This window comes from Curtobacterium sp. MCSS17_005 (genome assembly GCF_003234225.2).
Taxonomy (GTDB): domain Bacteria; phylum Actinomycetota; class Actinomycetes; order Actinomycetales; family Microbacteriaceae; genus Curtobacterium; species Curtobacterium flaccumfaciens.
This window is the reverse complement of record NZ_CP126258.1, coordinates 2,031,630-2,057,886: the sequence shown is the minus strand read 5'-3', so window position 1 is coordinate 2,057,886 and position 26,257 is coordinate 2,031,630. Positions and strand designations below refer to the sequence as shown.

The following is a 26,257-nucleotide window of genomic DNA, read 5'->3' as shown; positions in this document are numbered from 1 at the left end:
GCGTCAGCGTCGACCGGAGCCGTCGCTGGTCCGGTGACCGGAGGCGTCGTCGCCCGGCGTGGGCGGAGTGTCCCCGACCTGCTCGGCGGTCGCGTCGTCGGCGGCCGCGAGGTGCGCGTCGACACTGCGGTTCGACTCCGCCAGGCGCGCGTCGAGGTCGGACTCGGGGACGATGTCCGCGGCGGTGGCGTCCGCACGCGGCATCGTGGTGTCCGCCGCTGCGGTGTTCGCCAGGCTCTCGTTCGCGAGCTTCGAGATCCGGGACAGGAAGTCCGTGCCACCGGCGCCGCCGGCGACCGGACCGGCGCCGCCACCGCGGCTGGCGCTGAAGCCCTTCGCGATGCCGGACAGCGCCTCGGTGAACTCGCTCGGGATCATCCAGAGCTTGTTCGAGGTGCCCTCAGCGATCTTCGGCAGGGTCTGCAGGTACTGGTAGGACAGCAGCTTCTCGTCCGGGTCACCGGTGTGGATGGCTTCGAACACGGTCGCGATGGCCTGGGCTTCACCCTCGGCGCGGAGCACCTGTGCCTTGGCGTCACCCTCGGCGGCCAGGATCGCGGCCTGCCGCTGCCCCTCGGCCTCGAGGATCTGGGACTGCTTGGTGCCCTCGGCCTGCAGGATCGCGGCACGACGGCTGCGCTCGGCACGGAGTTGCTGTTCCATGGCGTCCTGGATGGACACGGGCGGCTCGATGGCCTTCAACTCGACTCGGCCGACGCGGATGCCCCACTTGCCCGTGGCTTCGTCGAGGACGACGCGGAGCTGGCCGTTGATGTTGTCGCGGCTGGTCAGCGCCTCTTCGAGGTTCAGGCCACCGACGACGTTGCGGAGGGTGGTCGTGGTGAGCTGCTCGACGGCGCCGAGGTAGTTCGCGATCTCGTACGTCGCGGCGCGGGCGTCGGTCACCTGGAAGTAGACGACGGTGTCGATCGAGACCACCAGGTTGTCCTCGGTGATCACGGGCTGCGGCGGGAACGAGACGACCTGCTCACGCATGTCCAGCAGCGGCCGCAGGCGGTCGATGAACGGGACCAGAAGGTTCAGGCCCGGGTTGAGGGTTTTGTGGTACTTGCCGAGTCGCTCGACGATCCCCGCGGTGGCCTGGGGGACGATCCGGATGGCCTTCGCCAGGACGACGATCACGAAGATGACGACGACGAGGATGAGCACGAGCAGTGCGATCGTCCCCGGGGAGATGCTGGTCACGAGGTGGCCCTTTCTGCGAGGCGCACGACCGCGGTCGACCCCTCGATCGACTCGACGACCACGGGGGTCCCGAGTGGCGGTGTGCGGTCGACGGAGTCCGCGGCGAACCGTGCACTCCAGGTCTCGCCGTTGGCCAGGCGCACCTGGCCGGGGCTGGAGGAGGTGAAGGCGACCGCGACCGTGCCGGGGAGCCCGATGAGCCCCTCGACGTTGGTGCGGTGCGGGTCGGCACCGCGGCCGAGCGCGACGAGCAGGCGCGGTCGGACGAGCGACAGCAGCACGAGTGCAGCGACCGCGGCGACGATGGCGGACAGCCACCACGGGGCGCCGAGCAACGCGGCGATCAACCCGCCGGCGGCACCCGCCGCGAGCATGATGAAGATGAAGTCGAGGGTGAAGATCTCGACCACGCCCAGGAGCAACACCAGGCCGATCCAGACGGTGCTCTGGATCCAATCGATTCCGTTCACGCGATCTCCCTCCCTCGGTCGCGCGCGGCGGCTCGCTGCGTCGCGACAGCCGGTACAACTCCGTTCAACATATCAGGGCCGTCCGACGGTCGTGCAGGCGATTGGTAGGCTCGGTGCGCCCGACCGGCCGGAACCAGACCTGGAGAACACGACTGTGAGCAACCCCCTCGCCCCCGGATCCCTCACCGACAAGCGCGCCGTCGTCACCGGTTCGTCCCGTGGCATCGGCGCCGACACCGTCGGGTACCTCGCCGAGGCCGGTGCGAAGGTCGTCGTGAACTACCGCAACAAGGCCAAGCGCGCGGAGCAGATCGCCGAGAAGATCGTCGAGGCGGGCGGTTCCGCCCTGGCCGTCGGCGCCGACCTCACCGAGCACGCCTCCGTGCAGGCCCTCGTCGACACCGTCGTCCAGGAGTGGGGCGGCATCGACCTGCTCGTGCTCAACGCCTCCGGCGGCATGGAGTCCGGCGTCGGCGAGGACTACGCGCTCCGCCTGAACCGCGACGCGCAGGTCGACATGCTGCAGACCGCCGTGCCGCACATGCCCGCCGGGTCCCGCGTGGTGTTCGTCACGAGCCACCAGGCGCACTTCGTCGAGACCGCCGAGACGATGGACGAGTACGTCCCGGTCGCCAAGAGCAAGCGCGCCGGAGAACTCGCCCTCCGTGAGCTCATCCCGCAGCTCGAGGCCGCCGGCATCGAGTTCGTCGTCGTCTCCGGCGACATGATCGAGGGCACGATCACCGCGACGCTGCTGAACCGCCTGAACCCCGGCGCGATCGAGGGTCGTCGGCAGGAGGTCGGCAAGCTCTACAGCGTGTCCGAGTTCGCGGCCGAGATCGCCCTGGCCGCCGTCGAGCCGATCCCCGCCGACCACACCAAGCTGGTCGGCGACGTCAGCGGCTTCGTCGGCTAACGTCGGGCGGGTGACCGCCAAGCCCGGCCTGCGCCGCACCTCCCGCATCCTGCTGCTCGACCCCGAGGGCCGCGTGTTCCTGATGGACACGAAGTCGCCCTCGTCGGACGGAGCCCACCGCTGGATCACGCCGGGTGGCGGGGTCGACCCGGGGGAGTCCCACCGCGACGCCGCGATCCGCGAGCTGCGCGAGGAGACCGGCATCGTCATCGACGAACCCGGCGAGCCGGTGTGGTCCTGGGACTTCACGGTCGTGTGGGACCTCGCCGACCACGACCGCGGGCACGCCGAGTTCTACGTCGTCCGCACGCCCGGCTTCGAGCTGTCCGACGCCGAGTGGACCGACGACGAGCGCGTCGACATCCTCGCCTCGCGGTGGTGGACCGCCGACGAACTCGAGGCGACCGACGAGGAGTTCGAACCCGCCGAGCTGCCGGACCTGGTGCGCCGTCACGGCGCCTGAGCACCGCACCACGGCCTGAGGGCCGACCCAGGACCGGACGGGAGGCCCGTGGCGGCCCCGCCACGGGCCTCCCGTCGGTACGCTGACCCGCATGCACACCGATCCGGTCGACGACGACCCCACCGGCGCCGACGCGCACCCTGCCGACCGGCATGACCGGATCCGGGTGCGCGGTGCCCGCGCGAACAACCTGCGCGACGTCGACGTGGACCTGCCGAAGCGGCGGCTCACGGTGTTCACCGGGGTCTCCGGCTCGGGCAAGAGCTCGCTCGTGTTCGGCACCGTCGCCGCCGAGTCGCAGCGGATGATCAACGAGACCTACAGCGCGTTCGTGCAGGGGTTCATGCCCTCGCTCGCGCGTCCCGACGTCGACCTGCTGGACGGCCTGACCACCGCGATCGTCGTCGACCAGGAGCGCATCGGCGCCGACCCGCGCTCCACCGTCGGCACGGCCACGGACGCGAACGCGATGCTGCGCGTGCTGTTCAGCCGACTCGGTCAGCCGCACATCGGGGGGCCGAACGCGTTCTCGTTCAACCTCGCCACCGTGACGGCCGGGGGAGCCATCACGGTGCAGAAGGGTGCGGACGCGAAGGCCCAGAAGGTCTCGTTCACACGGCTCGGCGGCATGTGCGCCGACTGCGAGGGTCGGGGGCTGGTGAACGACATCGATCTGACGCAGCTGTTCGACGACACGAAGTCGCTCGGGGACGGCGCGCTCACGATCCCCGGGTACGGCACCGACGGGTGGAACGTGCGGCTGTACGCCGAGTCGGGCTACTTCGACCGCGACACCCCGATCCGCGACTTCACCGAGCAGGAGCGGCAGGACTTCCTGTACCGCGAGCCGACGAAGCAGAAGATCGCCGGCATCAACATGACCTACGAGGGGCTCGTGCACCGGGTCCGCCGGTCGTTCCTGCAGAAGGACCGCGAGGCGATGCAGCCGCACATCCGGGCCTTCGTCGACCGTGCGGTGACCTTCACGACGTGTCCGGCCTGCGACGGGACCCGGTTGAACGACACCGCCCGTTCGTCGAGGATCGCGGGCCGTAGCATCGCCGACGTCTGCGCGATGCAGATCACCGACGCCGTCAGCTGGCTGCGGGGTCTGGACGACCCGGGGGTCGGGCCGTTGCTCGAGGGGCTCCGTGACCTGCTCGAGTCCTTCGTCGAGATCGGACTCGGCTACCTGTCGCTCGACCGCCCGACCGGCACGCTGTCCGGGGGAGAGGGGCAGCGCGTGAAGATGGTGAAGCACCTCGGCTCCTCGCTCAGTGACGTCACCTACGTGTTCGACGAGCCGAGCACGGGGCTGCACCCGCACGACATCGAGCGGATGAACGAACTGCTCGTCCGGTTGCGCGACAAGGGCAACACCGTCCTGGTCGTCGAGCACAAGCCCGAGGTCATCGTGATCGCCGACCACGTCGTCGACCTCGGGCCCGGTGCCGGATCCGGCGGTGGGACGCTCTGCTACCAGGGGTCCGTCGAGGGGCTGCGTGTCAGCGGGACCGTGACCGGTCGGCACCTGGACGACCGCGTCACCGTGAAGTCCGAGGTCCGTCGTCCGGACGGGGCGATCGCGATCCGCGGCGCCTCGGCCCACAACCTGCACGACGTCGACGTGGACATCCCCACCGGGGTGCTCACCGTCGTCACAGGGGTCGCCGGCTCGGGCAAGAGCACGCTCGTCCGCGGGTCGCTGGCCCGGCGCGACGACGTGGTCGCCATCGACCAGAGCGGGATCCGTGGCTCACGGCGGAGCAACCCGGCGACGTACACCGGCCTGCTCGAGCCGATCCGGAAGGCCTTCGCGAAGGCCAACGGCGTGAAGCCCGCACTGTTCAGCGCCAACTCCGAGGGTGCCTGCCCGGCGTGCAACGGTGCCGGTGTCGTGTACACCGACCTCGGCATGATGGCGGGCGTCGCGAGCCCCTGCGTCGAGTGCGACGGCAAACGGTTCGACCAGTCCGTGCTCGGCTACCACCTGGGCGGGAAGGACATCAGCGAGGTCCTCGGCATGTCCGTCGCCGACGCGTTGGCGTTCTTCGCAGCGGGGGAGTCCGCACTGCCGGCCGCCCACACGATCCTCGCCCGGCTCGCAGACGTGGGGCTCGGCTACCTGACGATCGGACAGCCGCTCACCACGTTGTCCGGGGGAGAGCGGCAGCGGCTCAAGCTCGCGACGCACCTCGGTGACCGGGGCGGCGTGGTGGTGCTCGACGAGCCGACCGCAGGCCTGCACCTGGCCGACGTCGAGCAGTTGCTCGGCCTGCTCGACCGGCTCGTCGACGCCGGCCGGACGGTCGTCGTGATCGAGCACCACCAGGCCGTGATGGCGCACGCCGACTGGATCATCGACCTCGGGCCGGGCGCCGGGCACGACGGCGGGCGGATCGTGTTCGAGGGGACGCCAGCTGAACTCGTGGCGGCGCGGTCGACGTTGACCGGGCAGCACCTGGCGGCGTACGTCGGAGCCTGAGGCTGGAGTCAGGCTCGAGCGGCGAATCTGGGCACCAGCCGTGTGTGAGGACTAGCGTTCTGACTGACGCTCACGATCGGCTACCCGGCCTGGATCGGCGTCTTGACCAGAAGGAGCTCCACCATGTCCAACCCCGGCAACGCGCCCGCGCAGTCGAACACCTTCGCCATCGTCTCCCTGGTGCTCGGCATCGTCGGGACCGTCGTGGGTCTGTTCGTGCCGATCGTCGGCGTCATCGGCGGCATCGTCGGTCTCGTGCTCGGAATCTCTGCGCGCAAGCGTGGCGGCAGCCGCGGGATGATCATGGCGGGCATCATCCTGTCGATCGTGGCCATCGTCATCGGCGTGATCGGTTTCATCCTCAACGCGGTGGCGCTGTCGAACATGTGAGTGGTGCGCTTCGCATCGTGAGCAGCAATGGTCGAGTCCTGTGGATGGACTCGACCATTGCTGCTCACGAGGTGTCTCCGGCGCCGAGCCTGCAGCTGTCCAGGAACCCGGGCGTAGCGTCCGGCGCATGAGCTACAGCCAGCCTGACCCAGCCGAAGAGACCACCCAGAGCGAGTCGCCGGAGCAGCCCGACACCGACCAGGACACCCTGGAGGAACAGGGCGGCGAGCCGGCGGCGCTCGAGATCGACGCCGACGACGTCCCGACGAAGCCCGCCGACTGACGCCGCGTCACCCCGTGAGCAGAAGAGGTCGAGTCCGTACTCCGGACTCGACCTTTTCTGCTCACGAAGCGCTCACGCCGGACTCCTGGCCAAGCGCCGATAATGCATATTATGTCAACTCAGGCTTATGTCGACTCAGGTGTTCCTGCCCTGCCCGCTCGGCTGACGGGACGCTCGACATCACTTCCCTAGCGTGGACGCGTGCACGATCACCGAGATGACCAACGCCGCTCACGAACCGTGACACCCCGGGTCCTGTTCGCCGTCGCCCTGTCCGCGTTCCTCGTGCTGATCGGCACGCCACCTGCATCGGCGCACGCAGCACTGACCTCGAGTGATCCGGCGGACGGCGCCACCGTGGCTGCCGACCTTGAGCGAGTGAAACTCACCTTCAGCGAGGCGCCGCTGGCCGGGCTCGAAGCCGGTCTGCGCATCGAGGTCCGCGACGGCGGCGGCACCGACGAGTCCTCCGGAGCGGCGACCGTCGACGGCACCACTATGTCAAAGGCGGTGTCGCTCTCCCCCGGCCCGCACACCCTCGTCTGGCGGTACGTCTCCCCCGACGGCCATCCGATCGAGGGGCAGCTCGCGTTCTCGGTGGAACCGGCCGCATCCCCGACGGTCCCACCCACGACGACGAGCCCGACGACCGTCCCCACATCGTCCTCGGAACCGACGGCAGCGGCAGCGGGAGCCGCACCGAACACGGGTGCCGGAACGCACGCGCACGGCCACGGTGGCCCGGCACTCCTGTTCGGGGTCGTCGGGATCCTGGCAGTGCTCGTCATCGGCGCGGTCGTGCTCCGCATCCGCCGGGGCGCGGACGCGCGGACCGAGGGGTGACGGGACGCCCGAGCCTCAGAACACGGCCACGGTCATGCCCGACGAGGTCGCAGGGCGGTCCATCGCGACGAGCGCCTCGGGCAGGTCGTCGAAGCCGATCGTGCGGCCGATCGTCTCCTCCGGACGCAGCCGCCCGGCCACGACGGCCTTGAGCATCGCGCCGTACTCCCCGACCGCTGCGCCGTGGCTGCCGAGCAGTTCGAGTTCGTCCGCGATGACCCGGCCCATCGGGATCGCCGGAGCGGCTTCGTCGTCGAGGAGCAGCCCGACCTGCACGTGCCGGCCGCGCGGACGCAGGGACGCCACGGCGGCGACGGAGGTGGCACGGCTGCCGTAGGCGTCGAGCGAGACGTGCGCTCCGCCACCCGTGCGGGATCGGACCGTCGTGACGGCATCGTCGTCCATCAGCACGGTGTCGGCGCCCAGGGCCGCGGCGCGCTCGAGTGCGGCCGTGGAGACGTCGACGGCGACGACGTGCGCGCCGGCGGCCACGGCGACCATGACCGCGGAGAGCCCGACTCCGCCGCAGCCGTAGACCACGACCCACTCCCCTGCTGCGACGCGCCCTCGGGCGTGCAGGGCGTGGAACGCGGTGCCGAATCGGCATCCGAGCGCCGCCGCCACCGCGAAGTCCACGGCGTCGGGCAGCGCGACGAGGTTCAGGTCGGCGTGCGGGACGACCAGGGAGTCCGCGTACGAGCCCTGCAGGTCGAACCCGGGCTGCTGCTGGGCGGTGCACACCTGGGTGGCGCCGTCGAGGCACTCGGCGCAGGTGCCGCAGGCGAACACGAACGGTGCCGTCACACGGTCACCCACGGCGAAGCGCTGGACGCCCGTGCCGATCGACGCGACGACGCCGGCGAACTCGTGGCCGGGCACGTGCGGCAGCCGGACCGAGTCGTCGTGGCCCTTCCAGGCGTGCCAGTCACTGCGGCAGACGCCGGTGGCGGCCACCCGCACGACGACACCGTGGTCCGGCGCCACGGGCTCCGGCAGGTCGACGATCGAGGGGACGGAACCGAACTGGTCGTACTGGACGGCGCGCATGCGGCCATCCTGACAGACGCCGGACGCCGGACGCCGGACGCCGGACGCCGGACGCCGGACGCCCGACGCCCGACGCCCGACGACCGACGCCCGACGACCGACGGCGGACCAGTGCGACCAACCGCCCGAGGCGACCCGTCCGCCGGGGTCCCCACGGGCCTCCAGGCCGACGGCCACCCGACCATCCGACCACGCGAGCGGTCCACCGCACCCCGATCGGCCGTTGCGCCGCAGGCGCGTCCGCCGGTTGACTCGTCACGTGACCGATCTGCGCTTCTCCGCCGACCCCGCCGACCTCGACGTCGACCGCGTGCACCGCTGGCTGAGCGAGGAGTCGTACTGGGCCCGCGGTCGTGACCGGGCGACGCAGGAGGCGATCATCGCCGGCTCCCGGAACTTCGGCGTGTACGACGCGACGACCGGCGCGCAGCTCGGCTACGCGCGGGTGATCACCGACGGCGTGACGTTCGGGTGGCTCGCCGACGTGTTCGTGGACCCCGACGCCCGGGGTCGCGGCGTCGGGGTCGCACTCGTGCGCGGCGTGACCGAGGCGGTCGAGCCGCTCGGCCTGAAGCGCTTCGCCCTGTTCACCGCGGATGCCCACGGGCTGTACGAGCGGTTCGGGTTCCGCCCGCTGCCCGACCCGGACGGCTGGATGATGCGCCCCGGGCCGGGGTTCGGCGCCGACGTGCACGACTGACGGGGCGCGGGCGCACACGGAGCGCTGCCCCTCAGTACTCGATGCGGCCCTCGCGGTTGTGGAACTCCCCCGTCGGCCCGTCGGTGCCGATCGTCGCGAGCATGACCGTGGCGTCGGTGCCCTCGGTGATCGTCTGGTGTCCGCCGAACCCGTTGAACTCCGTCGCGGTGTAGCCCGGGTCGCTCGCGTTCACCCGGAACCCGGGCAGGTTCTTCGCGTACTGCGCAGTCAGCGCGATCACGGCCGCCTTCGACGCCGCGTACGGCACCGACGGCACCACGTACTCGTCGTGCCCCGGTGTCGTCAGCCAGCGCGGGAACCCCACCCCCGACGAGACGTTCACGATGACGGGCGCCGCGGAACGTCGCAGCAGGGGCAGCGCGGCCTGGGTCACCCGGACGATGCCGGTGACGTTGGTGTCGAGCACGGTCGCCATCGCGCTCGCGTCGAGGTCGTCGACCCCGAACGAGGTGCCGAGGATCCCGGCGTTGTTCACGAGGACGTCGAGGTCGGGGATGGTCGCGATCGCCGCGTCGATGCTGGCCTGGTCGGTGACGTCCAGCTGCACGACGTGGGCGCCGAGTGCGCGGGCGTCGTCGCCGCTGGCGGGGTCGCGCATGCCGGCGTAGACGGTGTGGCCGGCTTCGAGCAGTCGGCGTGCGGTCTCGAGTCCGAGGCTGCGGTTGGCCCCGGTGATCAGTGTCGTTGTCATGCGCCCAGCCTGCCCCCGCCGGCCCGGCTCCCCCAGGCACGGTGCGACGGTGGGACCGGCAGTACCAGGACGGACTGGAGGCGCGGGGCGATGATGGTGGACATGAGCGAGTTCGCGAACGTGTTGCGTTCCTGGCGTGACCGGGTGCGTCCCGAGGCGGTCGGCCTGCCGGCCGGCCCCGGCAGACGGACCCCTGGGCTCCGCCGGGAGGAGCTCGCCGCGCTGGCGGGCGTGAGCGTCGACTACGTCGTCCGCCTCGAGCAGGGCCGGGCGACGAACCCGTCGCCGCAGCTGCTCGCCGCCCTCGCGACGGCGCTCCGGCTGTCGTCCGAGGAGCGGGACCACCTGTGCAGGGTGGCAGGCGTCGCCCCGCCGTCGCGTCAGGTGGTGCCGCGGCACATCACGCCGGGTGTGCAGCGGCTGGTCGACCGGCTCGGCGACGTGCCGCTCGCGGTGTTCACGGCGACCCACGACATCGTGCTCTGGAACGAGTTGTGGGCCGCGATGAACGGCGACCCCTCGCGGTACGTCGGGCTCGATCGCAACCTGGTGTGGCGGCACTTCACGCAGGAGCGCGACGGGGTGGATTGGGACGACGAGCACCAGGAGGAGTTCTCGAGCGACCTCGCCGCCGACCTGCGGCAGGCGTACGGGCGCTACCCGGCGGACCGTGACCTGGCGGACCTGGTCGAACGGCTGTTGCGGGAGTCCCCCGAGTTCGCCCGCCGCTGGGAGACCGGCCGGATCGCCGAGCACCGTGCGAGCCGCAAGGTCGTGCACACCCCCGTCGGGCCGGTGGAGATCGACTGCGACGTGCTGAGCGTCCCCGGCGGTGACCTGCGGATCGTCGTCTACACGGTCGTACCGGGCTCCGAGGACGCCGCGAAGCTCGACCTGCTCCGGGTCACCGGCCTGCAGGAGCTCACGCCGCGGTGAACACCAGCGACGCGTTCTGACCGCCGAACCCGAACGAGTTGTTCAACGCCGCACGGAGCGGAGCGGTCCGGGCGGTGCCGGAGACGACGTCGAGGTCCACCTCGGGGTCGAGCCGGTCGAGGTTCAGGGTCGGTGGCACGGTCCCGGTCTCGAGCGCCCGCAGGGTCAGGATCGCCTCGACCGCGCCGGCAGCGCCGAACATGTGCCCGATGGCGCTCTTCGGAGCGGTGACCAGCGCTCCGGTCCCCACCGCACGGCTGATGGCGGCCGCCTCGCCGACGTCGCCGACCGGGGTGCCGGTGGCGTGCGCGTTCACGTGGTCGACGTCGGCACCGGTGAGTCCCGCCATCCGGATCGCGGCGCGCATCGCCCGCTCCTGCTCGCTGCCGTCCGCCAGCGGTGCGGTGATGTGGTGCGCGTCCGAGGTGATCCCCCACCCGGCGAGTGTGCCGTGCGACCGCTGCCCCCGGGCGGCGGCGTGGTCGGCGCGCTCGAGCACGACGATGCCGGCGCCCTCGCCGAGGACGAAGCCGCGGCGGTCGGCGTCGAACGGCCGCGACAGGGTCGTCGGGTCGTCGCCGTCGGGCTTCGCGAGGGCCTGCGACTGGGCGAACGACGCCATCGTCACCGGGGTGACGGCGGCCTCGGTCCCGCCGGTGATGACGACGTCGGCCTCACCGGTGGCGATGAGTCGCGCGGCGGTGGCGATGGCCTCCGCACCAGAGGCACATGCCGACACCGTCGTGTAGGTGCCTCCCCGCGCCCCGTACGTGATGCTGATCTGCGCGGCGGCACCGTTCGCCATGAGCATCGGCACCGTGCGCGGTGAGACCCGCCGGGCTCCCGACGCACCGAGCACGTCGTGGGCGTCGAGGAGCGTCTCCACTCCCCCGATCCCGGTGCCGATGACCACGGCGAGGCGGTCGCCCTCCACTGCGGGGGCACCGGCGTCGGCCCAGGCCTCGTCCGCGGCGACGAGTGCCAGCTGCTGACTGCGGTCGAGACGGTTGGCACGGACCCGCCCGAGCGACCCCTCGGCGTCGAGTGCGGCATCGGCTCCGACCCTGATGGGCACCTGGTCCCAGAGCGCTCCGTCGCGGTGCAGGGCTCGGACGCCGGAGCGACCGGCCACCAGGGCGTCCCAGAGCGGCGCGACGCCGTGGCCGAAGGGTGAGACCGCGCCGTGGCCGGTGATGACGATGTCCACGGGAACTCCTCTTGTACGTTGAACAAGTTGAGTTGTACCACGTACAATTCCGACATGGCAACCACGGTGGACGGCTCCGGCACGGCACGCGGCGCGGCGACACGGGCGAAGATCCTGGCGGCGACGGCCGGACTGCTCAGCGCGGGCGCTCGGAGCGTCACCGTCAGCGAGGTCGCCCGGGCCGCGGGTGTCTACCCGAACCAGATCACGCACCACTACGGCTCGAAGGACCGCCTGGTGCTCGACGCCGCGTTCGCGCTGTTCCTCCGCGACACCACGCGGCTGCAGGCGGCCGGCCGGCGCGCCCGCTCGGCGGAGTCGTTCCGACAGGTCCTCGCACGCACCGCCCTCGCGATGCCGTCGACCCCGCTCGTGGTCCGCGCGCTCGGGGCCGCCGGGGACGACCCGGCGCAGCGTGAGCGGGTGCGACTGCTGCTCGCCGTGCTGTTCCGGCAGTCCGAGCGTTACCTGGAACGCGTCGTCGCGGACCAGGGCTGGACGAGCCCGAGCGGCGTCGCCCGGGACGCCCGCACGTTCTGGAGCGCGGTGTTCGGTGCCACCCTGCTCGCGGACGCCGGGGTCACCGGCGGCCCCTCGGACCTCGACCTTGCGGGGACGATCTCGATCCGTTGACCGGGGCGAGCACCGCCGCCGGGGTCTCCCCCGGCGGCGCTGTCACTCGCCCGGCGGCGGTGTCACTCGCCGAAGCCGGACCGGACCAGTTCCACCAGGGCGTCGACCGCGGCCTGCGCGTCCTGGCCGGTCGCGTCGATCGACACCCTCGCACCCTTCGGCAGCGCCAGGGCCATGATCGCCAGCAGGCTCTTCGCGTCCACGCCGTTGACGTGCACGCTCGCGTCGTACTTCGCCGCCGTCTTCACGAACTCGGCGGCGGGCCGGGCGTGCAGCCCGGTCTCGTTCACCAGCTCGACCGACGCGCTGACGCGGTCGGAGCCGGCCGCGTCGCCGACGGGGGCAGCCCCGTCGGCCGGCCCCGTGCCTCCAGGCTGGTCACCGGACTGATGGGAGGCGGTGCTCGCGTCCGCCTCGGAACCCGCGGCCGACGCCGCGGCGGCCAGCACCGCGTCGGCGTCACCGCCCGTCTGGGCGGCGACCGCGGCCGCCACCGTTCCCTCGACCAACGGGGCCTGCGACACGTGGACGCGTGCGCGGACGTCGTCGTCCAGGAAGTCGAGCGCGGTGTCGGTCGTCAGGTAGGCGGAGCCGAGGTCGCACAGCACCACGACGGCGTCCGCCTCGGCGAGTTCCTCGATGCCGGCGGTGATCGCCTCGAACGAGGTGCCGATGCCGCCGTCGTCCGTACCGCCCGCGGCGACGAGCGGTACGTCCGCAGCCATCTGCCGGGCCAGTTCGACGGTGCCCGTCGCGATCGCCGCGCTGTGCGAGACGACCAGGATGCCGACGGTCACGCTGCGTCCACCGCTGCGCGCAGGATGTACGCGGTCGACTGCGCACCGGGGTCGCGGTACCCGATCGCGCGGTCGCCCAGGTAGCTCGCGCGACCCTTGTGGGCGACGAGCGGCTCGGTGTCCGCCGCACCCTGCGCGGCGGCGTCGGCTGCTGCGGTGAGCACGGCCTTCGGGTCGTCGCCGGCACCGGCAGCCGCTGCTGCGGCGTCGACCGCGGGGCTCCACGCGTCGACCATCGTCTTGTCGCCGACCGCGGCCTTGCCACGGGACACGACCCCGTCGCGGGCGGCGGTGAGGACGGCGACGAGGGTGTCCGCGTCGAGTTCGGCCGCGTCACCGGCAGCCTGCGCCGCCTTCAGGTAGGCGGTGCCGAAGAGCGGGCCGGCCGCCCCGCCCACGGTGGAGATGAGCTTCGTCGCGACGGTCTTGAGCACGGCACCAGGGGTGTCGAAGGACCCGGAGTCAACGGCCTCGAGCACGGCCCGGAACCCGCGGTCGAGGTTCTCACCGTGGTCGCCGTCCCCGATCTCACGGTCGAGCGTGACGAGCTCGGCGCGGTGTTCGTCGATCGTCGCGGCGGTGCGACGGACCCAGTCGATGGCCCATGCGGTGTCGAGCGCCAATGCGGTTCCCTTCGTGTGTCGGGCCCGGTGGCCCGGTGTCGTGGTCCGGTGGTCGAGCGGCCGTGGTCGGTCGCGGTCGCTCAGCGTCCCCAGCGCAGGGCCGGGGTCTCCACCGGGGCGTCCCAGAGGGCCGTGAGTTCGTCGTCGAGCACCGTGACGGTGAGCGAGAACCCCTGCATCTCGAGGGACGTGACGTAGTCGCCGACCAAACTACGCGTGACCTGGTAGCCGCGGTCGGAGAGGACCTCCGCGGCGCGTCGGTACGCGATGTAGAGCTCGGACAGCGGGGTGCCGCCCATGCCGTTCACCAGGAGCAGCAGCGACGACCCGGCCGGGGCGTCGAGGTCGGTCAGGATCGGTTCGAGCACGCGGTCGACCAGCTCGTCCGCCGGTGCCATCGCGATCCGCTCGCGGCCGGGCTCGCCGTGGATGCCGATGCCGAGCTCGACCTCGTCGTCGGCCAGCACGAACGACGGCTCCCCCGCGTGCGGGACGGTTCCCGATGCCAGTGCGAGCCCCATCGACCGCGTGACGTCGTTGACGTGCCGGGCCACGGCGGCGACCGCGTCCAGGTCGTCCCCGCGCTCGGCGGCGGCGCCGGCGCACTTCTCCACCACGACGGTCCCGGCGACACCGCGACGTCCGGCGGTGAACAGGGAGTCCTGCACCGCGACGTCGTCGTCCACCACGACGGACTCGACGCGGACGTCGTCCATCGCCGCGAGTTCGGCGGCCGTCTCGAAGTTGAGCACGTCGCCGGTGTAGTTCTTCACGATGTGCAGCACGCCCGCACCGCCGTCGACGGCCTTCGTCGCGGCGACGATCGGGTCGGGCGTCGGGCTCGTGAACACCGGGCCGGGCACCGCGGCGTCGAGCATGCCGTACCCGACGAAGCCGGCGTGCAGCGGCTCGTGGCCGCTGCCACCGCCGCTGACGATCCCGACCTTGCCGGCGACGGGTGCGTCAGCGCGGTGCAGGTGGATCGGGTCCTCGACCAGGACGACGTGTCCGGCGTGTGCCCGGGCGAAGCCCCGGACGGTCTCCTCGACCACGGCCTGCGGGTCGTTGATGAGCTTCTTCATGAGGTGCCTCCACGGGTACGGGGTCGAACCGTGGCGGTCACACCGCGCGTCGTCGACCGGAGTGGGCCCAATCTACATCGACGGCACGGGCGGCCGTCCGCTCCCGATGCACGTTCGTGCAGTGCGCCGAGGACGCGCCACCGGCTCGGGATCGTGCAGGGGACACTCGTCCTGCACGTTCGTGCACGATGCCGCACTTCGCTCACGAATTCATCGCCCGGCTGTGAGCGTCGTCACTATGGTTGGCCTCAATCACTCAACGGGGAGTGCGGCGCAGCACGGCCGGACCCCCACCTCACGCACTGGAGGTCACCGATGGACGACATCGGCGTCAAGTTCCTGTCCGAGCTCGTCGGTACGGCGATGCTCATCATCCTGGGTGGCGGCGTCGTCGCCGCCGTGTCGCTGGCGAAGTCGAAGGGCTTCGGAGCCGGGTTCCTGATGGTCACGATCGGCTGGGGCTTCGCGGTCTTCGCCGGTGTCACCGTGTCCTACAAGTCCGGCGGACAGCTCAACCCCGCGGTCAGCCTCGCGCAGGCGATCCTCGGCAACATCTCCGTCGGCGAGATGTTCCTGTTCTGGCTCGCCCAGCTGATCGGCGCGATCATCGGTGCGGTCATCGTCTGGCTCGCCTACAAGCAGCACTTCGACGAGGAGCCCGACGCGGCCGCCAAGCTCGGCGTCTTCTCTACCGGCCCCGCGATCCGCTCGTACGGCTGGAACCTCGTCACGGAGATCATCGGCACCTTCGTGCTGGTCTTCGTCGTCATCGCGTTCACCAACGGGCAGACCCCGTCGGAGCTCGGTGCGATCCCGGTCGCCTTCCTCGTGATCGCGATCGGTGTCAGCCTCGGTGGCCCCACCGGCTACGCCATCAACCCGGCCCGTGACCTCGGCCCCCGCATCGCGCACGCCCTCCTGCCCATCAAGGGCAAGGGCTCGAGCGACTGGGCCTACGCCTGGGTGCCGGTCGTCGGACCGCTCATCGGTGGCGCCATCGCCGCCGGGCTTTCCTACGCGCTGCTGCCCGTCGTCAGCTGATCCACCCCCACCCCGAAGGCGTGGACGGCCGTTCCGCACGACCGACCGCGCACCGCACCGAACACCCGTAAGGAGCACCAATGGCCGACTACATCGTCGCCATCGACCAGGGCACGACCTCGACCCGAGCAATCGTGTTCGACCACTCCGGTTCGATCATCTCGACCGGGCAGAAGGAACACGAGCAGATCTTCCCGCGCGCCGGGTGGGTCGAGCACGACCCCGCCGAGATCTGGGACAACACCCGCGAGGTGATCGGTCAGGCACTGTCGCGTGCCGACATCACGCGGCATGACGTCGCAGCCGTCGGCATCACCAACCAGCGCGAGACCGCCGTCGTCTGGGACAAGACCACCGGCAAGCCGATCTACAACGCGATCGTCTGGCAGGACACCCGCACGCAGGCGCTCGTCGACAAGCTCGCCGACGGTGACACCGACAAGTACAAGGCCATCGTCGGCCTGCCGCTCGCGACCTACTTCGCCGGCACCAAGATCATGTGGATCCTCGAGAACGTCGAGGGTGCTCGTGAGAAGGCCGAGGCGGGCGACCTGCTCTTCGGCACCACCGACACCTGGGTCCTCTGGAACCTGACGGGCGGCGTCGACGGCGGCGTGCACAAGACCGACGTCACGAACGCGTCCCGCACGCTGTTCATGGACCTCGAGACGCTGCAGTGGCGCGACGACATCCTCGCCGACTTCGGCGTGCCGAAGTCGATGCTCCCCGAGATCGTCAGCTCCTCCGAGGTCTACGGGCACGTCGAGTCCTCGAGCCTGCTGCGCGAGGTCCCGATCGCCGGCATCCTCGGCGACCAGCAGGCCGCGACCTTCGGCCAGGCCGCGTTCGACCAGGGCGAGTCGAAGAACACCTACGGCACCGGCAACTTCCTGATCTTCAACACCGGTACCGAGATCGTCCGCTCCGAGAACGGCCTGCTCACCACCGTCGGCTACAAGCTCGGCGACCAGGAGACGCACTACGCCCTCGAGGGTTCGATCGCCGTCACGGGCTCGCTCATCCAGTGGCTCCGCGACAACCTCGGTCTGATCGGCAGCGCCCCGGAGGTCGAGGCCCTGGCCAAGACCGTCGAGGACAACGGCGGCGTGTACTTCGTGCCGGCGTTCTCCGGGCTCTTCGCGCCGTACTGGCGTCCGGACGCCCGCGGCGCGATCGTCGGCCTCACCCGCTACGTCAACAAGGGCCACATCGCGCGTGCCGCCCTCGAGGCGACGGCGCTGCAGACCCGCGAGGTGCTCGACGCGGTCAACGCCGACTCCGGCGTGGACCTGACCGAGCTCAAGGTCGACGGCGGCATGACCGCGAACAGCGAGCTCATGCAGTTCCAGGCCGACATCCTCAACGTGCCGGTCGTCCGTCCGGTCGTCGCGGAGACGACGGCGCTCGGTGCGGCCTACGCCGCCGGTCTCGCGGTCGGCTTCTGGGCCAACCTCGACGAGCTCCGTGCCAACTGGCAGGAGGACAAGCGCTGGGAGCCCCAGCTCGACGCCGCCGAGCGCGAGCGCACGCTCCGCCTGTGGAAGAAGGCCGTCACGAAGACCTTCGACTGGGTCGACGAGGACGTGCAGTAACGAAGCAGGCGCACGCTGACCGCGTGCACTGAACGCACCGACGGGAGGCCCGGTGCCGGTTCCAGGAACCGGCACCGGGCCTCCTGTGCGTTGCGTCTCCTGCGCGCTGTCCGTGGTCGGCCGGTCGTCGGGTGGTTGCCGGCACGGCACGGTGCGGGCCTGTTCGCCGGGTGCAGCGGTGACTGCCGGGTGCGCGCTCGTGGCGCAGCACCGACCCGTCAGGCTCGCACCGGGTGAGGCACCGCGCACGGTGCGCGGAGCGACGTGGACTACGCGGCGGGAGCTGCGCCGACCCAATCAGCCAGTTTGCGCGCACCGGCGCCGGAGTCGAGCGCCTCGGCGGCGACGACGAGCTGTTCGCGGAAGCGCTGCAGGATCGGCCGGTCGGACTCGGTCGGGTCCTGCGCGAGCCGGAACGAGACGAGGCCGGCCGCGGCGTTCAGCAGGACGATGTCACGGACGGGTCCGGTCTCCCCCGCGAGCACCCGGTGGACCACGGCGGCGTTGTGCTCGGGGTCGCCGCCGAGCAGGTCCTCCGTGCGTGCCCGGGCGATGCCGAGGTCGCGCGGGTCGAGGTCGTGCTCGGTCACGCGGCCGCCGGAGACCTCCCAGATGTGGCTGTGCCCGGTGGTGGTCAGCTCGTCGAGACCGTCGTCGCCGCGGAACACGAGGGCCGTCGCGCCGCGCGTCTGAAACACGCCCGTGATGATCGGGACGAGGTCGAGCTGGGCGACACCCACGGCGTTGGCCTCGCACCGTGCGGGGTTGACGAGCGGGCCGAGGAAGTTGAACACCGTCGGCACGCCGATCTCCCGCCGGACCGGGCCTGCGTGGGCGAAACCGGGGTGGAACGCGTTGGCGAAGGCGAAGGTCAGCCCGACACGCCGGAAGGTGTCCGCGACACGCGCGGCGTCCATCGTGAGATCGAGTCCGAGGGCGGCGAGCACGTCGCTCGAGCCGGACTTCGACGAGCTTGCCTTGTTGCCGTGCTTGACGACCGGGACCCCGGCGGCCGCGATCACGATGGCCGCCATGGTCGAGACGTTCACGGTGCCGACCACGTCGCCACCGGTGCCGACGATGTCGAGCGCCATCGGGTCGACGTCGAGCGGAACCGCGGCGTCCAGGATCGCGTCGCGGAACCCGACGACCTCGTCGACGGTCTCGCCCTTCGCGCGGAGCGTCACGGCGAAGGCTGCGATCTGTGCCTGGGTGGCGCGCCCGTGCACGATCTCCTCCATGGCCCATGTGGATTGCCTGATCGTCAGGTCCTCGCGCGCCATGAGCGCGCTGATCACTGCTGGCCAAGAAAGTGCGTCAGGCATGGCTCGATCGTAGTGAATTCGAGAGACCCGCCAGTCTCCTGCGAAAACACTGGCGGGGGTTTCGGCCATAATGGAGGACGTGACTAGCACCTCTCTCTCCAGATCAGCCAGCGGTCCGGCCCTCAACAGGCCGAACGCCGTGGCCGTGGGGACGATCGTGTGGCTGGGCAGCGAGGTCATGTTCTTCGCCGGCCTGTTCGCGATCTACTTCACGCTCCGCAGCACGTCCCCTGAGCTCTGGGCGACCGAGACCGCGAAGCTCGAGGTGCCCTTCGCCTCCGTGAACACGATCATCCTGGTGCTGTCCAGCTTCGCCTGCCAGTTCGCCGTGTTCGCTGCGGAGCGCTTCCAGGTGCACCGGACGAGCTGGAACCCGCGCCACTGGGGCATGACGGAGTGGTTCTTCGTCACCTACGCGATGGGCGCGATCTTCGTCTGCGGCCAGATCTTCGAGTACGCCAACCTCTGGCACGAGGGCGTGACGCTCTCCTCCAGCGCCTACGGCTCGGCGTTCTACATGACCACCGGGTTCCACGGGCTCCACGTGACCGGTGGCCTCATCGCCTTCCTGCTGACGCTCGGCCGCGGTTTCGCCGCCAAGAACTTCGGCCACAAGGAAGCGACCACCGCCATCGTCGTGTCGTACTACTGGCACTTCGTCGACGTCGTGTGGATCTTCCTCTTCGCCGTCATCTACCTTCTCAAGTAGGAACTGGACACCCCCCAGCACATGTTCAACAGAACCAAGTCCAAGAAGGGCCGCCGTTCACCGATGGCGACCGTGTCGCTCATCGTCGTGGGTCTCATGACCACCGGTGGCGCGTACGCACTGTTCAGCTCCACGGCGAACGCCGACGACAGCACGAGCACCGTCGCCGCCTCGAGCCAGTCGCAGGTGAACGAGGGCGAGAAGCTCTTCGCCTCGAACTGCGCCACCTGCCACGGCCTCTCCGCGCAGGGCACGAGCGAGGGTCCGTCCCTCATCGGTGTCGGTGCCGCGTCGGTCGACTTCCAGGTCGGCACCGGCCGCATGCCGATGGCCGCTCAGGGCCCGCAGGCCGAAGAGAAGCCCGCGCAGTTCACGGACGAGCAGGTCGACGCGCTCGCGCAGTACGTGGCCTCCCTCGGCCCCGGCCCGTCGGTCCCGTCCACCGAACTCACCAACGGTGAGGAAGGCGACGCTGCCGAAGGCGCCGAGTTGTTCCGCATCAACTGCGCCATGTGCCACAACGTGGCCGGTGCCGGTGGTGCGCTGACCGAGGGCAAGTACGCCCCGAACCTCCAGACGGTCTCCGGCAAGCACATCTACGAGGCCATGCTCACCGGCCCGCAGAACATGCCGGTCTTCAACGACCTGAACCTGACGCCGGAGCAGAAGGCCGACATCATCACGTACCTCAAGTACGTGCAGGACAACAAGTCCCCCGGTGGCTTCGCACTCGGCTCCCTGGGGCCGGTCGCCGAGGGTCTGTTCATCTGGATCTTCGGACTCGGCGCGGTCGTCGCGATGACCGTCTGGCTGACCGCGAAGTCCAACTGATCGTCCGTGTCGAACGACACTGAAGGGAACACCATGGCAGAGCACGACGACGAGACGCTGAACTCGTCCTCGGCTGTCGAGAAGCACGGCACGACCACCTCCCCCGGGATCGCGGTCCTCCCCGTCGACCCGTTCGAGAACCCGGGCGAGCCGCCGCACCGCCCGCGTCGCACCGACGTCGACCCGAAGAAGCAGCGCCTGGCCGAGCGCCAGGTCGCCGCCTACTTCTACCTGTCGATCGTCGGCAGCGTCCTGTCGATCGCGGCGTACGTCGCCTTCCCGATCGATCCGAGCGACTTCGGGACGGTCCGCACCGCGAACCTCTTCCTGGGCTTGTCGATCGCCCTCGCGCTCCTCGCCCTCGGCCTCGGCGCCGTCTACTGGTCGAAGTCGCTCGTCGTCGACCGTGAGATCACCGAGCTCCGCCACGGCACCCGCGGCACCGACGCGACCCGTGCCAAGGCGGTCGAGGCGTTCCAGCTCGCCGACAAGGAGTCCGGCTTCAGCCGTCGCAAGCTGATCCGCAACTCGATGATCGGTGCCCTGGCAGCGTTCCCGCTCCCCGGCATCGTCCTGGTCCGTGACCTCGCTCCGGCCGAGGACCCCAACGAGCTGCTCCGCCACACCTTCTGGAAGCAGGGCCTGCGCCTGACGAAGGACCCGACGGGTCTGCCGATCAAGGCCTCCGACGTCACCATCGGTTCGGTGTTCCACGTCATCCCCGAGGGGATGCTCGAGTCCGAGCACATGCTGGAAGAGAAGGCGAAGGCCTCCGTCCTCCTGATGCGTCTCGACCCGAAGGACCTCAACCCGTCCAAGGGCCACGAGAACTGGGGCTACGACGGCATCGTCGCGTACTCCAAGATCTGCACCCACGTCGGTTGCCCCGTCGCGCTCTACGAACAGCAGACGCACCACCTGCTGTGCCCGTGCCACCAGTCCACCTTCGATGTCTCGAACAACTGCGAGGTCATCTTCGGTCCGGCAGCACGCCCCCTCCCCCAACTTCCGATCGCGATCGACGACGACGGCTACCTGGTTGCCCAGAGCGACTTCCACGAGCCGGTCGGACCGTCCTTCTGGGAGCGTGAACGCTGATGACCAGCACCACCACCACCGCACCGAACACGTCGACGAACAAGCCGGCACCGGAGCGCGGATCCCGCATCATCGGCGGGGTCGCCAACTACATCGACGAGCGCACCAGCATCTCGGGCCTCGTCAAGGAAGTCGGCCGGAAGATCTTCCCGGACCACTGGAGCTTCATGCTCGGCGAGGTGGCGCTGTACAGCTTCGTCGTCGTGCTGCTCTCCGGGACCTTCCTGACCTTCTTCTTCCAGGCGTCCATGACCGAGGTCGTCTACAACGGCTCGTACGTCCCGCTCAAGGGCGTGGCGATGTCGACGGCCCTGCAGTCCACGCTCGACATCTCGTTCGACATCCGCGGCGGACTCTTCGTCCGTCAGGTCCACCACTGGGCGGCCCTGCTGTTCGTGGCGTCGATCATGCTGCACATGGCCCGCGTGTTCTTCACCGGTGCCTTCCGCAAGCCCCGTGAGCTCAACTGGGTCTTCGGCTTCCTGCTCTGGGTCCTCGCCATGGCCGAGGGCTTCACCGGCTACTCGCTCCCCGACGACCTGCTCTCCGGAAACGGTCTGCGGATCATCGTCGGCATGATCGAGGGTGTCCCGGTGATCGGCGTCTGGATCGCCTACCTGTTGTTCGGTGGCGAGTTCCCGGGGACCGACATCGTCGGCCGCCTGTACACGCTGCACATCCTGCTGCTGCCGGCGATCCTCGTCGCGGTGCTCGGTGTCCACCTGGTGCTCGTCGTGATCAACAAGCACACGCAGTTCGCCGGTCCGGGCAAGACCAACGAGAACGTCGTCGGTGTCCCGATCCTCCCGGCGTTCGCCGCGAAGGCCGGTGGGTTCTTCTTCATCGTCGCGGGCATCCTGGCCCTCATCGCGTCGCTGTTCACGATCAACCCGATCTGGAACTACGGCCCGTACGACCCCTCCCCGGTGTCCGCCGGTACCCAGCCCGACTGGTACATCGGCTTCGCCGACGGCGCGCTCCGACTGGTCCCGCCGCACTGGGAGGTCGTGTGGTTCGGCTACACGGTGTCGTTCAACATCCTGGCGCCGATCGCGGTCCTGGTGCTGCTCATCCTGGCGATCCTGCTCTACCCCTTCATCGAGGCGTGGGTCACGGGCGACAAGCGTGAGCACCACATCCTCGACCGCCCGCGCAACGCCCCGACGCGCACGGCGTTCGGTGCCGCTGGCATCACGCTCTACGCCAGCCTCTGGGCGGCAGCCTCGTCGGACATCATCGCGACGCACTTCCTGGTGTCGATCGAACACGTGATCCACGTGATCCAGGCAACGACCGTCCTCGGTCCGTTCATCGCCTTCTGGATCACGAAGCGTGTCTGCCTCGCCCTCCAGAAGAAGGACCGCGAGATCGTCCTGCACGGCTACGAGTCGGGCCGCATCGTCCGACTCCCCCACGGTGAGTACATCGAGGTGCACGAGCAGCTCGACGAGTACGAGCGGTGGAAGCTCCTGCAGTTCAACGACTACAAGCCGCTGATGATCCGCCCGAACGCCAAGGGCAAGATCACGGGTCTGCAGAAGGTCCGCGCTGGCGTCTCCCGCTTCTTCTTCGAAGACCGCATCGAGCCGGTCTCGAAGGCAGAGCTCGAGGCAGCGCACGCCGCGCACCACGGCCCGAGTCTCGAGGGCGGCCACCAGGCTCCTCAGGTCGGCCCCGGCGATCACTGATCGGTAGCGCACGAAGAAACCCCCGTCACGAAGTGGCGGGGGTTTCTTCGTCCACACCGCGAAACGCCGCCCCCAGTTCACGGCTGGTTCACTCTCGCGTGCTGGACTCGTCCAGGACGGTGTGGCAACGTGTTGCACCACGCATCCGCCAACGGAATGAGACCCCGATGGACAGCCGGACGGCCGAACACCCCAGGCCGAACCACTTCCTCCTCCACCTCAGCGACACGCACCTCGTCTCCGGGGACCGCGACCTGTACGGCGACGTCGACTCCGCCGCTCGACTCACGCAGATCGTCGCGGACATCGAAGCCTCGGGCACGCGTCCCGAAGCGATCGTCGTCACCGGCGACGTGGCCGACAAGGGCGAGCCGGGCGCGTACGCCCGTGTCCGCGAGATCCTCGAGCCGGCCGCGCAGCGCATCGGTGCACAGCTGATCTGGGCGATGGGCAACCACGACGAGCGCGGCGCCTTCCGCCAGGAGCTCTTCGGCCTGCAGCCCACCGATCGCCCGGTCGACTTCGTCTACGACGTCAACGGCCTCCGCGTGATCACCCTCGACACGAGTGTGCCGGGTCACCACCACGGCGAGGTCTCCTCCGAGCAGCTCGACTGGCTCGCCGAGGTCCTCTCCGAGGCAGCGCCGCACGGCACCATCCTCGCGATGCACCACCCACCCGTGCCGAGCGTCCAGGACCTCACCGTCCTCGTCGAGTTGCGCGACCAGCAGGCCCTGGCCGAGGTCGTCGAGGGTAGCGACGTCCTCGCCATCATCGCCGGTCATCTGCACTACTCGACCAGTGCCGTGTTCGCCGGCATCCCGGTGTCCGTCGCCAGCGCCACCTGCTACACCCAGGACCTCACGGAGTACCAGGGCGGCACCCGCGGACGAGACGGTGCGCAGTCGTTCAACCTCGTGCACGTCTACGGGCACAACGTCGTCCACTCGGTGGTGCCGATCGGGCACTACGCCACGGTTGGACAGCCCGTCTCCGCGCTCGAGACCGAGGCGAAGCTCGCCGCGCACGGCGTGACGATCCCGGCGGCCGTCGAGCCGGCACCGGTCACCTCGAGCATCCCGGTGTTCACGCTCGACTCGGTGCCCGTCTCCCCCGTCCACCGGTAGCGCCGGTGCACTTCGAGCGCAGAAGAGGTCGGGTCCGTCATGCGGACCCGACCTCTTCTGCTCACGAAGGGTCGGCGCGGGCACGCCCGCGGCGGTGGACCCACCGTGAGGCGGCCGGGAGGCCCCTGGCGGGGTCGACTCGCGCCTCCCGCCCCGTGGGGTGGTCGCGACTCACCGCAGGTGCTGTGTCGCGTGGTCATGTTCTGTTGGTTGGGGGCGCCCAGGTCGACGGTCTGTGACCGCTCGGCGAGGCGCTGGCGGGATGTTGTGACCGGTGCCGCGTCCGAACCACGTGGCTGAGTTCCGGCGCCGGGCTCGCAGGCTCGCCCGGAGCGCCCCAGCAGGCCGCTGGCGCGTCCTAAGCGCTGGGACGCTCCCAGCAGGACGCTGGCGCGTCCTAGACGCCCTGTGGGACCGGGCTCGCAGGCTCGCCCGGAGCGCCCCAGCAGGCCGCTGGCGCGTCCTAAGCGCTGGGGCGCTCCCACGGCGCGGGGAACGGGAAGTACCGCTCGAGGAAGTCCGTCACGCGCTGCGTGCGCTCCTCGTCGCTGACCTCCGGGAAGCTGCCGTCGTTGAGGCAGAAGAAGTCGGCGTTCCGCTTCTTCAGCAGCTCGTCGAGCGACCGGAGCCCGGACTGCATCGTGGTGTCGATGTAGCGCACGTCGGCGGTCTCCTGCACGATGGCCCGACCGGTGAGCAGCGAGTAGTAGTGGTAGAGCGAGTTCGTCACCGAGATGTTGTCTGCGGCCCGGAAGCGCGAGGCTGCCGTCGATGCGAACTCGTCGGCGAACTCGTGCTCCATCTCGGTCATGATCGAGGCGCGCAAGGGCGTCGGGGCGTGCTCGAGGTGCCGGGTCGTCACTGCGCCGAAGCGCTGCTGCAGCAGACGACGGTTCACGCGGGCGGAGTTCTCGAAACCGCTGCGTGCGGGGTTGTTCGACCCGAGCCCGATGCGGGTGGTGGCGAGGATGAACTTCGTCACCGATCCGGGGCTGAAGAACATCGACGGGTCGGTCAGGCGCCCGAAGAACATGTCGTCGTTCGAGTAGATGAAGTGCTCGCTGATGCCCGGGATGTGGTGCAACTGCGACTCGACCGCCTGCGAGTTGTGGGTCGGCAGCACGGACGGGTCGGCAAAGAACTCCTCGCTGCGGACGATGCGGACCTTCGGGTGCTCGGCGAGCCAGTGCGGCGCCGGGGAGTCCGTCGCGATGTAGATCTGGCGGATCCACGGCGCGAAGGTGTGCACCGAGCGGAGCGCGTACTTCAGCTCGTCGATCTGGCGGAACCGGGCCGGGGCGTCGTCACCCTCGCCGAGGACGGCGTTCGACTGTGCGGCCTGGCGGGCGCGCTGGTACTCGATGGCGTTGCCGTCGACCCACGAGAAGACGATGTCGATCGGGAACCGGATGTCCGAGACGTGGTCGTCGAACATGTGCTCGACGGTGCGCCAGGTGCGGCCGTAGCGTTCGATGTCGACGAGGACGAACTCGTCGATCGGCAGGCTGCGACGCATCAGGGCGTTCTCGACGGGAGCGAGGACCTCGGTGTCGGTGACGCGCCAGAACTCGAGCTGGACGCTCGTCTCGGCGCCGTAGCGCAGGCGTCCGAGCGGTTCGAGCCGCGGGCGGAACACGCGGAGCACGGGTTCTTCGACGGAGCCGAGTCCGTCGTCCTGCACGAGCACGGCCGGCTTGCCCGGGGGCTTCGCGTAGAAGGGCTCGTTGACGGCCGCGGACATCACGGCGCTCTCGGCGCGCTGGCGGTCACGCTCGTCGAGGGCGATCACCGGACGCTGGTCGTTGCCGCGGATGAGCAGGTGGTCGACGTCAGCCGCGGTGAGCGCGTCGTCGAGGAACAGCAGGTCCTCGATCATCGACTGCTGCGGCGTGAGGTGTCCGTTGATCAGGGTCAGTCGCCCCTTGCGGACGACGACGTCGGATCGGTCGAGACCGCCGGAGGACGGTCGAGGGTTCAGCAGAGGACTCTCGGTCACCGGCTCGGTCTCGTCGTTCATCCATGCCCTTCGGGTCGTGCGGTCGGGTCCTGTACC

Annotated in this window: 26 protein-coding genes; 16 read left to right on the top strand and 10 right to left on the bottom strand. The window is 70.1% G+C overall.

The window, feature by feature from the left end:
• Window positions 1-3 precede the first annotated feature (3 nt).
• Both DEJ20_RS09940 and DEJ20_RS09935 read right to left on the bottom strand, forming a co-directional pair.
• The gene (locus tag DEJ20_RS09940; RefSeq protein ID WP_111236229.1) at window positions 4-1,206 is read right to left on the bottom strand and encodes an SPFH domain-containing protein; all 1,203 of its coding nucleotides are present in this window, start codon (window positions 1,204-1,206) and stop codon (window positions 4-6) included.
• Window positions 1,203-1,676, bottom strand: a complete 474-nt coding sequence (locus DEJ20_RS09935; RefSeq protein WP_035808305.1) for an NfeD family protein — start codon at window positions 1,674-1,676, stop codon at window positions 1,203-1,205. Before DEJ20_RS09935 ends, DEJ20_RS09940 begins: the two co-directional genes overlap by 4 nt.
• A gap of 154 nt (window positions 1,677-1,830) precedes the next feature.
• Between DEJ20_RS09935 and DEJ20_RS09930 the strand changes: the two genes are divergently transcribed.
• The 6 genes from DEJ20_RS09930 to DEJ20_RS09905 all read left to right on the top strand — a co-directional run bounded on the left by DEJ20_RS09930 (window position 1,831) and on the right by DEJ20_RS09905 (window position 7,056).
• Window positions 1,831-2,592, top strand: coding sequence for an SDR family oxidoreductase (locus tag DEJ20_RS09930; protein WP_027465633.1), 762 nt, complete (start codon window positions 1,831-1,833; stop codon window positions 2,590-2,592).
• Window positions 2,593-2,602: 10 nt separating this feature from the next.
• Window positions 2,603-3,055: an NUDIX hydrolase gene (locus DEJ20_RS09925; protein ID WP_111236230.1), complete on the top strand. Its 453-nt coding sequence runs from the start codon at window positions 2,603-2,605 to the stop codon at window positions 3,053-3,055.
• Between the two features lie 91 nt (window positions 3,056-3,146).
• Window positions 3,147-5,540 (top strand): ATP-binding cassette domain-containing protein, encoded by a 2,394-nt coding sequence (locus DEJ20_RS09920; RefSeq protein ID WP_111236231.1) that lies wholly within the window; start codon window positions 3,147-3,149, stop codon window positions 5,538-5,540.
• A 123-nt stretch (window positions 5,541-5,663) separates the two neighbouring features.
• Window positions 5,664-5,930: a DUF4190 domain-containing protein gene (locus DEJ20_RS09915; protein WP_111236232.1), complete on the top strand. Its 267-nt coding sequence runs from the start codon at window positions 5,664-5,666 to the stop codon at window positions 5,928-5,930.
• A gap of 127 nt (window positions 5,931-6,057) precedes the next feature.
• Window positions 6,058-6,213 carry a hypothetical protein gene (locus tag DEJ20_RS09910; protein WP_163343611.1) on the top strand — a complete coding sequence of 52 codons (156 nt, stop codon included), beginning with the start codon at window positions 6,058-6,060 and terminating at the stop codon, window positions 6,211-6,213.
• A 240-nt stretch (window positions 6,214-6,453) separates the two neighbouring features.
• Entirely contained in the window at window positions 6,454-7,056 is a 603-nt protein-coding gene (locus tag DEJ20_RS09905) for a copper resistance CopC family protein (protein ID WP_181431618.1), read from the top strand.
• A 15-nt stretch (window positions 7,057-7,071) separates the two neighbouring features.
• Here the strand turns inward: DEJ20_RS09905 and DEJ20_RS09900 are convergent, their stop codons facing one another.
• On the bottom strand, window positions 7,072-8,103 hold the full coding sequence (locus DEJ20_RS09900; RefSeq protein ID WP_111236234.1) for an alcohol dehydrogenase catalytic domain-containing protein: 1,032 nt from the start codon (window positions 8,101-8,103) through the stop codon (window positions 7,072-7,074).
• 259 nt (window positions 8,104-8,362) lie between these two features.
• Here DEJ20_RS09900 and DEJ20_RS09895 point away from each other — a divergent pair, with 259 nt between their 5' ends.
• On the top strand, window positions 8,363-8,803 hold the full coding sequence (locus DEJ20_RS09895) for a GNAT family N-acetyltransferase (protein WP_027465627.1): 441 nt from the start codon (window positions 8,363-8,365) through the stop codon (window positions 8,801-8,803).
• Between the two features lie 31 nt (window positions 8,804-8,834).
• Here the strand turns inward: DEJ20_RS09895 and DEJ20_RS09890 are convergent, their stop codons facing one another.
• Window positions 8,835-9,515, bottom strand: a complete 681-nt coding sequence (locus tag DEJ20_RS09890; protein ID WP_111236235.1) for an SDR family NAD(P)-dependent oxidoreductase — start codon at window positions 9,513-9,515, stop codon at window positions 8,835-8,837.
• 102 nt (window positions 9,516-9,617) lie between these two features.
• Here DEJ20_RS09890 and DEJ20_RS09885 point away from each other — a divergent pair, with 102 nt between their 5' ends.
• Window positions 9,618-10,451 (top strand): helix-turn-helix domain-containing protein, encoded by an 834-nt coding sequence (locus tag DEJ20_RS09885; RefSeq protein ID WP_181431619.1) that lies wholly within the window; start codon window positions 9,618-9,620, stop codon window positions 10,449-10,451.
• Here DEJ20_RS09885 and DEJ20_RS09880 read toward each other — a convergent pair.
• A complete protein-coding gene (locus tag DEJ20_RS09880) occupies window positions 10,438-11,658 on the bottom strand; it encodes a beta-ketoacyl-[acyl-carrier-protein] synthase family protein (protein WP_111236237.1) in 1,221 nt (406 codons plus the stop codon). The two genes, DEJ20_RS09885 and DEJ20_RS09880, sit on opposite strands and share 14 nt — an antisense overlap.
• Window positions 11,659-11,712: 54 nt before the next feature.
• Between DEJ20_RS09880 and DEJ20_RS09875 the strand changes: the two genes are divergently transcribed.
• Window positions 11,713-12,291, top strand: coding sequence for a TetR/AcrR family transcriptional regulator C-terminal domain-containing protein (locus tag DEJ20_RS09875; protein WP_111236238.1), 579 nt, complete (start codon window positions 11,713-11,715; stop codon window positions 12,289-12,291).
• Window positions 12,292-12,353: 62 nt separating this feature from the next.
• On the opposite strand, the gene dhaM is transcribed toward DEJ20_RS09875, so the two are convergent.
• The 3 genes from dhaM to dhaK form a co-directional block, all read right to left on the bottom strand.
• Window positions 12,354-13,088, bottom strand: a complete 735-nt coding sequence (dhaM, locus tag DEJ20_RS09870) for a dihydroxyacetone kinase phosphoryl donor subunit DhaM (protein ID WP_111236239.1) — start codon at window positions 13,086-13,088, stop codon at window positions 12,354-12,356.
• Window positions 13,085-13,711 carry a dihydroxyacetone kinase subunit DhaL gene (dhaL, locus tag DEJ20_RS09865; protein WP_111030104.1) on the bottom strand — a complete coding sequence of 209 codons (627 nt, stop codon included), beginning with the start codon at window positions 13,709-13,711 and terminating at the stop codon, window positions 13,085-13,087. Before dhaL ends, dhaM begins: the two co-directional genes overlap by 4 nt.
• Before the next feature lie 80 nt (window positions 13,712-13,791).
• Window positions 13,792-14,793, bottom strand: a complete 1,002-nt coding sequence (dhaK, locus tag DEJ20_RS09860; RefSeq protein ID WP_027465620.1) for a dihydroxyacetone kinase subunit DhaK — start codon at window positions 14,791-14,793, stop codon at window positions 13,792-13,794.
• 315 nt (window positions 14,794-15,108) lie between these two features.
• Here dhaK and DEJ20_RS09855 point away from each other — a divergent pair, with 315 nt between their 5' ends.
• Both DEJ20_RS09855 and glpK read left to right on the top strand, forming a co-directional pair.
• Window positions 15,109-15,834, top strand: a complete 726-nt coding sequence (locus DEJ20_RS09855) for an MIP/aquaporin family protein (protein ID WP_111236240.1) — start codon at window positions 15,109-15,111, stop codon at window positions 15,832-15,834.
• Window positions 15,835-15,914: 80 nt separating this feature from the next.
• A complete protein-coding gene (gene glpK / locus DEJ20_RS09850) occupies window positions 15,915-17,426 on the top strand; it encodes a glycerol kinase GlpK (RefSeq protein ID WP_110860038.1) in 1,512 nt (503 codons plus the stop codon).
• Between the two features lie 269 nt (window positions 17,427-17,695).
• Here the strand turns inward: glpK and trpD are convergent, their stop codons facing one another.
• A complete protein-coding gene (gene trpD, locus DEJ20_RS09845) occupies window positions 17,696-18,751 on the bottom strand; it encodes an anthranilate phosphoribosyltransferase (protein ID WP_111236241.1) in 1,056 nt (351 codons plus the stop codon).
• A gap of 70 nt (window positions 18,752-18,821) precedes the next feature.
• On the opposite strand from trpD, the gene ctaE reads away from it, so the two are divergent.
• The 5 genes from ctaE (at window position 18,822) to DEJ20_RS09820 (ending at window position 24,204) form a co-directional block, all read left to right on the top strand.
• On the top strand, window positions 18,822-19,460 hold the full coding sequence (ctaE, locus tag DEJ20_RS09840; protein ID WP_027465617.1) for an aa3-type cytochrome oxidase subunit III: 639 nt from the start codon (window positions 18,822-18,824) through the stop codon (window positions 19,458-19,460).
• Between the two features lie 21 nt (window positions 19,461-19,481).
• Window positions 19,482-20,291, top strand: a complete 810-nt coding sequence (gene qcrC, locus DEJ20_RS09835; protein ID WP_111236242.1) for a cytochrome bc1 complex diheme cytochrome c subunit — start codon at window positions 19,482-19,484, stop codon at window positions 20,289-20,291.
• A gap of 33 nt (window positions 20,292-20,324) precedes the next feature.
• The gene (gene qcrA, locus DEJ20_RS09830; protein ID WP_027465615.1) at window positions 20,325-21,389 is read left to right on the top strand and encodes a cytochrome bc1 complex Rieske iron-sulfur subunit; all 1,065 of its coding nucleotides are present in this window, start codon (window positions 20,325-20,327) and stop codon (window positions 21,387-21,389) included.
• Complete coding sequence (qcrB, locus tag DEJ20_RS09825) at window positions 21,389-23,077, top strand: cytochrome bc1 complex cytochrome b subunit (protein ID WP_111236243.1); 1,689 nt, start codon at window positions 21,389-21,391, stop codon at window positions 23,075-23,077. Before qcrA ends, qcrB begins: the two co-directional genes overlap by 1 nt.
• A gap of 167 nt (window positions 23,078-23,244) precedes the next feature.
• On the top strand, window positions 23,245-24,204 hold the full coding sequence (locus tag DEJ20_RS09820) for a phosphodiesterase (protein WP_111236244.1): 960 nt from the start codon (window positions 23,245-23,247) through the stop codon (window positions 24,202-24,204).
• A 463-nt stretch (window positions 24,205-24,667) separates the two neighbouring features.
• On the opposite strand, the gene DEJ20_RS09815 is transcribed toward DEJ20_RS09820, so the two are convergent.
• The gene (locus DEJ20_RS09815; protein WP_111236245.1) at window positions 24,668-26,221 is read right to left on the bottom strand and encodes a stealth family protein; all 1,554 of its coding nucleotides are present in this window, start codon (window positions 26,219-26,221) and stop codon (window positions 24,668-24,670) included.
• Window positions 26,222-26,257: the final 36 nt, after the last annotated feature.